Consider the following 912-nt stretch of genomic DNA (forward strand, 5'->3'; position numbering starts at 1 on the left):
GGGTTATTTTTGGACATACTATTGCTTTTCATGTCGGTGTTTCGGACTGTGTTTGCGTCTCTTTTTTGTACTGCCTTTTCGAATCGGCTCAACATAGCCGTAGTATCGTCAGTACTGAGATCGGCATTAACATCACTTTTCAGGAATGCATGGAATGAAGTCAATTCAAGCCCCGGATTGTCCTTTTTCCAGCGACTGAAACGCTTCGATTTTGTATCACTCAATGCAGGCAATCTATTAGCGTTTGTGGCTCCTTTTGGCCTTCCTGGTGCCCCTGGAGCTACGTTTTCCAGCACTCCAGGAATATGTTCAATATTTGTACTCAATGATTCAGCCTGCCATTTATCGAACACATAGACAATCTGAGTTTCGGTACTGTCGAATTGGCGTGATACCCCTCTCAACGCGAACTGGTGAAGGCTCTCGTATTCTCTCGCTTGATGGATATCCTCACCTGTAATCTTCAATAGCAATTCACACAATTTCGCTTCTGTGTCGTCAGGACGCATACAAGCAAGCCAGACACATGTACGTCGATCTTTGTAGTCATTATGCCCCCTCGCATCAGGGCTTATTTTGTAAGCCTTGTGCAGCTTCTGCTTGTCGGTATTGTTGTTCGTCCAGTAGTATTCCTGACCTTCGAGTACTTCAGAGAGGTAATCATAAACACGCAGGAGTTGAACGGGTTCACTATCCTTCCATGTCTTTGATAATTTGATTTTTTCTGAGAAATAATATACTTTAAGGCGTTCAGCTAAAGGTACTTTTCGTTGTTGTAGACCTTCTAGACTAATTTCTTCAAACATCCCTTTATTTGCTTTATAAATCAATGAATTTTCGAAGTTCGCCCCCATAAAAGTTACAGGTAATCCAAGATACTTCCTGAGATCTTTCCATCCAAGAATACTCAAT

Annotated in this window: 1 protein-coding gene; it reads right to left on the minus strand. The window is 42.1% G+C overall.

The window, feature by feature from the left end; genetic code table 11:
* A partial coding sequence (locus tag J1785_RS00700) for a hypothetical protein (RefSeq protein WP_217218568.1) occupies positions 1-912 on the minus strand: 912 nt, incomplete at both ends.

Source organism: Rahnella perminowiae, assembly GCF_019049755.1.
Classification (GTDB): domain Bacteria; phylum Pseudomonadota; class Gammaproteobacteria; order Enterobacterales; family Enterobacteriaceae; genus Rahnella; species Rahnella perminowiae.